Genomic DNA, 6,012 nt, shown 5'->3' on the forward strand with positions numbered 1-6,012 from the left:
GGTCATAGGCATTGACGGGCAGAGCCGGTACCCACTCTTCCTCCCCCGTCACAGAGTCGACGGCGATGGCACCGTGCTGACCGACAGTGACCACGGCGACCGGCACCCGGTCGGCGAGCGCGTACAGCGCGGCCCACGGGTCGCTGGTCTTGGTGTACGCCATGGCTTCTGCCTCGTTGGGCAGGAAGGCGTGGAAGTACTGCAGCGAGTCGAGGGCACTTGTAGACCAGGCGCCGCTCGGGTCCCAGCCCACATCGCCGAAGAGCCGCATGCCCTTGGCATAGGCTGCGGGAACCCAGGGCTCCACCTCCACCCCTACCTCGGCCATGGCCGCCCGGCAGCGTGGGAGGTCGGCAATGAGCTCGGACGCTGAAAGCGGTGACGGGTGGCCGTGCGTCACCATCGACCGGTCGCGCTCGACGGACAGCGATACCGTGACCGGCGAATGCCACTGCTCGAAGGTCCGCGAACGAGACAGGTCAACGTGTTCCTGCCCCTGCAGGATGCTCCGGTTGAAGGCGCCGTACCCGTCGTCGCCGAAGGCCGCCGCAAGGGTCGTGTGCAAGCCGAGCCTGCTGGCAGCGATCGCCTGGTTCGCCACTCCACCCGGACATGAGCCCATACCCTCGGCCCATACCTCGGTGCCGGGTGTGGGCAGCGTATCGAGCCCGGTGAAGATAATGTCGAAGAACACCGAGCCGGTCAGCAGCAGATCGAACTCAGGGTCGTCGGCGGTTCGCGCGGAGGCAAGCGGGTCGAATCGATGCGGCGTGGCCATGTACGGCACGATACCCCGGCAACCGGCACGGCACAGCGCGCAGGACAGGCTTACAGCTACCGAAGGAGCACATCATGAAGTTGGCTGTCATCGGCGGCGGCGGATTCCGGGTTCCGCTCATCTACCGTGCGCTCTGTTCGGGGGCGTTTGCTGAACTCGCCGATGAAGTGTGCCTGCACGACGCCGACCCCTCCCGCTCGGCAGCGATCGCACGCGTCGCGCTGGACATGCCGCTTCCCGACGGCGCTCAACCGCCCGTTCTCTCCGTCGAGGACCGGTTGGAAGATGCTCTGGCGGGAGCCGACGTCGTCTTCGTTGCCATCCGTCCCGGTGGCGCCGCAGGGAGGGTCCTGGACGAGCGAGTTGCCATCACCGAGGGCATGCTGGGACAGGAGACGGTAGGCGCCGGCGGCCTGTCCTATGCGCTGCGTTCCATCCCGGAGATGCTGAAACTGGCAGATGAGATCCTCCGCACGCGCCCGGACGCCTGGGTCATCAACTTCACCAATCCAGCGGGGATCATCACAGAGGCGTTGCAGCCCGTGCTTGGCCGCCGAGTCGTGGGCATTTGTGATTCGGCGTCGGGGCTGGTCCGCCGGGCGTCCGTCGCCGCCGGTGCGCCGCTCCCTTTCGGAGACCTCACCGGCGTCGACTACGTAGGACTCAACCATCTGGGCTGGCTGCGGAGCCTCAAGCACGACGGCGGCGACCTCCTGCCCGCGCTGCTCGCCGATCCTGCCCGGCTGGGTTCGTTCGAGGAAGGGCGGGTTTTCGGTCCGCAGTTCCTGCACATGCTCGGCGCCCTGCCGAACGAGTACCTGTTCTACTACTACTTCCATGCAGAAGCCCGACGCTCCGTCTCCGCCGCTGCCGAAACCCGCGGAGAATCGCTGGTTCGCCAGCAGTCCGGTCTCTACCCCAGGCTCCTCTCCGCGCGCGGTCCGTTCACCGAGTGGGAGGCGGCCCGCCGCTCCCGGGAAGAGGGCTATCTCGCCGAAGCCCGCACGGCCGAGGAGTCCCGCGATGAAGCCGATCTGGCCGGCGGCGGGTATGAGCAGGTGGCCCTGACCGTCATGCGTTCGCTCACCCGGAACGAGCCGTCGGAACTGATCGTGAACGTCCGCAACGGTGACTCGATACCGCAGCTTCCGGCAGACGCCGTCGTCGAAATTCCTGCCCGCGTTACCCGTGCAGGGGTTGCGGCGCTGCCGGCGGGTGAGCCCACACCACACCAGCTCGGCCTGATGGCGCAGGTGAAGGCCTCCGAGCGGGACGTGATCGCCGCCGTCGTGCACGGAGACCGTTTCCTGGCAGTCCGGGCATTCGCCCTGCATCCGCTGATCGACTCCGGACACACCGCCCAGCGACTGCTGCGCGGGTATGAGAAGGCTTTCCCCCAACTGTCGAAACTCTGGCGCTAGGTTCCCGCTACCCCTGCCTGCTAACGAGGGGCAGCGGGAAGGAGCAGATCCCTAGGCCTCGAGCGCCCTTGCCCACAGGTTGATGTCGGACTCGACAGCAAACTCGTCGATCGCGTGCAGCTCCTCGCCGGTGAAATCGAGGTTGTTGATCGCACCCACGCTGTCCTCGAGCTGCTTCACGCTCGACGCGCCGATCAACGCCGACGTGATCGGGGTGCCTTTGCTCTGCGGACGGAGGATCCACGCGATCGCCATCTGCGCAAGAGTCTGCCCGCGTGATTCAGCGATGCTGTTCAGGCCGCGGACACGGCGCAGGTTGTCCTCGGACAGGTGGTCTTCGGACAACGACTTCTGCGCCGCCGCACGGGAATCCTCGGGGACGCCGTTCAGGTACTTGCTGGTCAACAGGCCCTGCGCCAGCGGCGAGAACGCAATGGACCCAGCACCGACCTGCTCCAGGACCTCCGGCAGGTTGGGTTCGCCGTTCTCCACCCAGCGGTTGAGCATGGAATAGGAGGGCTGGTGGATCAGCAGGGGCGTACCGAGGTCGCGCAGAATTGCCGCCGCCTCCGCCGTCCTCTCCGGAGAGTATGAGGAAATCCCGGCGTAGAGCGCCCGGCCGGAACGCACCGCAGTGTCCAGCGCACCCATGGTCTCCTCGAGCGGGGTCTCCGGGTCCGGGCGGTGGCTGTAGAAGATGTCGACGTAGTCCAGGCCCATGCGGTCCAGCGACTGGTCCAGGCTGGCCAGCAGGTACTTGCGCGATCCGAAATTGCCGTACGGGCCCGGCCACATGTCGTAGCCGGCCTTGCTGGAGATGATGAGCTCATCCCGGAAGGGCTTGAAATCGTCCTTGAGGTGTCTGCCGAAGTTGGTCTCGGCGCTTCCATAGGGAGGCCCGTAATTGTTGGCGAGGTCGAAGTGGGTGACGCCGAGATCGAACGCCCGACGCAGGATGGCACGCTGAACATCGAACGGCTTGTCATCACCGAAGTTGTGCCACAGTCCCAGGGAGACAGCCGGAAGGTGCAATCCGCTGCGTCCAACTCGTCGATAGGGCATGGTTTCATAGCGGTTTTCCGCCGGGTGATAGGTCATGCACTCATCCTAGGTTGAAGCTTGGTGTGACCCGAACCACCGATCCGGAAGCATCTCACGGAGTCGCGACACCGCCGTCTCCACCGGCGCGGCGCCGGCCACAAACCCGTCCGGGCGCACCAGATAGCAGGTTCCCGCCTCGAGGCCCTTGTCCGCGGCGGCCGCGAAGCTGTGCACCGGCACCTGCAGCGCATGCCCGACGGCGGCGGCGACCTCACTGTCCATCTCACCGTAGGTGTGCACCTGCCACGTCGCGGAGCGGAGGGGCTCGAAGTTCGGTCCCGTCCACGGCAACCGCCGGCCGACCACCCGGCCCCGGCGCCTGCGCGCGCGGGTACTGCTCGCATCGGGCGAGGGGACGGCGTCGTTCATCCAGTAGTGAATACGGATCTGGGAGAGGTAGCCGAAGAGGCGCGGGGCGATGGGGAGCCTGGGCACCAGGCGAATCGCCACTGGGGCGAACAGCCGGGGAAGAACTCGCCGGACGGTACGGGCCAGCGGCCGGTCCGAGGTCACCAGGGCGAACACCCGGTCTGTGCTGTTCACCAGTCGGAGCGCCACCGGGCGCCGCTCCGACTCGTAACGGTCAAGCAGGGACTCCGAGGCACGCCCCTGGATCACGTCCGCCAGTTTGAACGCCAGGTTGTGCGCGTCCTGGAGACCGGTATTCATCCCCTGCGCGCCGACGGGCGAATGGACATGCCCTGCGTCACCCGCAAGAAACACGGGGCCCTGCCGGAAGCGGGCGGCAACGCGGTGATGAATGCGGTAGGTCGAGAACCAGAGGCGCTCCCGGTAGGTCACCCCAAACACAGCATCGAGCCGCTGAAGCGCAACGGACTCCGACACGTCGGTACCGGGCGCTGTCCTCAGCACCCCGAGTAACCGGTGGTGGCCGTCCGCGCCCATTGGGAAGCCGAGCAGGAATTCCTCGGCGCCGAAACGCAGGTTCGCGCTGTCCTCGGCAATGCCCCTGACGCCCAGCACATCGGCCACGTAGAACGTGTGTTGGTTGGTCAGGCCTTCGAACGGAATGGCGGAAAGCTTCCGGACCGCCGACGACCCGCCGTCCGCCCCGACGCAGAACCGTGCCCGCACCCGCAGCGGGCCCGAGGGTCCGCTGCACTCGGCGGTTACACCGTCGTCGTCTGTCGCGAGACTGGTCAAGGGGTGGTCCCACTCAACGGACCCACCGCGTTCTTCGAGCCGCTCCAGCAGGATGCGCTCGTTCCTGCTCTGCTCAAGGACATGGAGGCCGGGGTACGGGGTCAGCCCCTCGCCGAACCGGCCGATCGGCACCGCACCGAAGGACCGGTTCTCATATCCGGGACGGATGGTGACAGCTGCGTACCCCTCCGCGAGAACCCGGTCGACGACCCCCAGCTGGTCATAGATCTCCATGCTGCGCGAATGCACGCCGAGGGCGCGCGACTCCCGGGTGGGACCGCCCTTCCCGTCCACGAGCACGGCATTCACGCCGAGTTTGGCCAGCCATGCGGCGAGCATCAGTCCGGTGGGACCCGCTCCGACGATCAACACATCGGTTCTGAGCTCGCGCATGGCCGGCTCCTCCTCCTAGACCCCCAGAATCGCCGCACCGTGCGCCGGCAGCAAGACCTTCCCGTCGCCGATGGACTCTCCCGGCTCTGTACTGAGCAGAACCTTTTTCGCGGCCACCGGCACCTCCCGCTCGCTGTCCGCGAAGTTCACGACGACGGCGGTGCCGCCCCGGTGAAGCACCAGCCACCGCTGGTCCTCGTCGAAGTCGACCTTCACTGACGTGAAGTCGGGATTGTGCAGGTCCTTGTTCGTCCGACGCAGCGCGATGAGCTCGCGGTAGATGTTCTGCAGCCGTGCCTGTTCGGGCCGTTCCTGTTCGGTCCAGTCGAGCTTGGCGGACGCGAAGGTCTCAGGATCCTGCGGATTGGGCACAGTGTCCGGGTCCCAGCCCATCTTCTCGAACTCGCGCAGGCGCCCCTCGGCGGTGGCCTTCCCCAACTCGGGTTCCGGGTGCGAGGTGAAGAAGGGCCACGGCGTCTTGGCCCCGTACTCCTCCCCCATGAACAGCATCGGCGTGAACGGGCCGGCGATGTTCAGGACTGCTGCCTGGGCCAGCTGGGCGGTATTCAGCGTGGCGCTGATACGGTCGCCGGCCGCACGGTTGCCGATCTGGTCGTGGTTCTGCGTGCAGACCACCAGCTGGTGCAGGGTGTGCTTCGCCGGATCGATCGGACGGCCATGCGAACGCTCCCGGAAGGACGACCAGGTCCCGTTGTGGAAGAAGCCTTCCTTGTACACCTTCGCCAGCGCGCCAATGGAGTCGAAGTCCTCGTAGTAACCGACCGTTTCTCCGGTGACGTTGACGTGTGCGGCGTGGTGGAAGTCGTCGCTCCACTGGCCTGCCAGGCCGAAGCCGCCGGCACTGCGCGGTGCAATGAGCCGGGGATTGTTCAGGTCCGACTCCGCAACGAGGAACAGCGGCTTACCCAGCTCCGCGGCGCACCGGTCGGTCTCGACCGCGAACTCTTCGAGGATGTGGATGGCGCGCTCGTCGTGCAGGGCGTGCACGGCATCGAGCCGGAGCCCGTCCACGTGATAGTCCCGGAACCACATCAGCAGGTTGTCGATCACGTACTTGCGCACCTCATCGGACAACGGGCCGTCCAGGTTGAGCGAGTCACCCCAGGTGTTGGACTTGCCCTCGGTCAGATACGG

At 66.5% G+C, this 6,012-nt stretch carries 5 protein-coding genes; 1 reads left to right on the forward strand and 4 read right to left on the reverse strand.

Annotated elements, in window-relative coordinates; all coding sequences use genetic code 11:
* On the reverse strand, positions 1 to 778 hold a 778-nt coding region (locus tag RIF85_RS14130; RefSeq protein WP_309072537.1), incomplete at its 3' end, for a PfkB family carbohydrate kinase.
* Between the two features lie 74 nt (positions 779 to 852).
* On the opposite strand from RIF85_RS14130, the gene RIF85_RS14135 reads away from it, so the two are divergent.
* Positions 853 to 2,199, forward strand: coding sequence for a 6-phospho-beta-glucosidase (locus tag RIF85_RS14135; RefSeq protein ID WP_309072538.1), 1,347 nt, complete (start codon positions 853 to 855; stop codon positions 2,197 to 2,199).
* A gap of 51 nt (positions 2,200 to 2,250) precedes the next feature.
* Here RIF85_RS14135 and mgrA read toward each other — a convergent pair whose 3' ends face one another.
* The 3 genes from mgrA to RIF85_RS14150 all read right to left on the reverse strand — a co-directional run.
* On the reverse strand, positions 2,251 to 3,297 hold the full coding sequence (gene mgrA, locus RIF85_RS14140; RefSeq protein ID WP_309072539.1) for an L-glyceraldehyde 3-phosphate reductase: 1,047 nt from the start codon (positions 3,295 to 3,297) through the stop codon (positions 2,251 to 2,253).
* 9 nt (positions 3,298 to 3,306) lie between these two features.
* Positions 3,307 to 4,857 carry an FAD-dependent monooxygenase gene (locus tag RIF85_RS14145; RefSeq protein WP_309072540.1) on the reverse strand — a complete coding sequence of 517 codons (1,551 nt, stop codon included), beginning with the start codon at positions 4,855 to 4,857 and terminating at the stop codon, positions 3,307 to 3,309.
* A 15-nt stretch (positions 4,858 to 4,872) separates the two neighbouring features.
* On the reverse strand, positions 4,873 to 6,012 hold a 1,140-nt coding region (locus RIF85_RS14150), incomplete at its 5' end, for a DUF3459 domain-containing protein (protein WP_309072541.1).

Origin of the sequence: Arthrobacter sp., from assembly GCF_031179385.1 — a bacterium.
Taxonomy (GTDB): Bacteria; Actinomycetota; Actinomycetes; order Actinomycetales; family Micrococcaceae; genus Arthrobacter_D.

Excerpts from the sequence above, each read along its gene's own strand:
- RIF85_RS14135 (WP_309072538.1), top strand. The coding sequence starts at position 853 with ATGAAGTTGGCTGTCATCGGCGGCGGCGGATTCCGGGTTCCGCTCATC.
- mgrA (WP_309072539.1), bottom strand. The coding sequence starts at position 3,297 with ATGACCTATCACCCGGCGGAAAACCGCTATGAAACCATGCCCTATCGA.
- RIF85_RS14145 (WP_309072540.1), bottom strand. The coding sequence starts at position 4,857 with ATGCGCGAGCTCAGAACCGATGTGTTGATCGTCGGAGCGGGTCCCACC.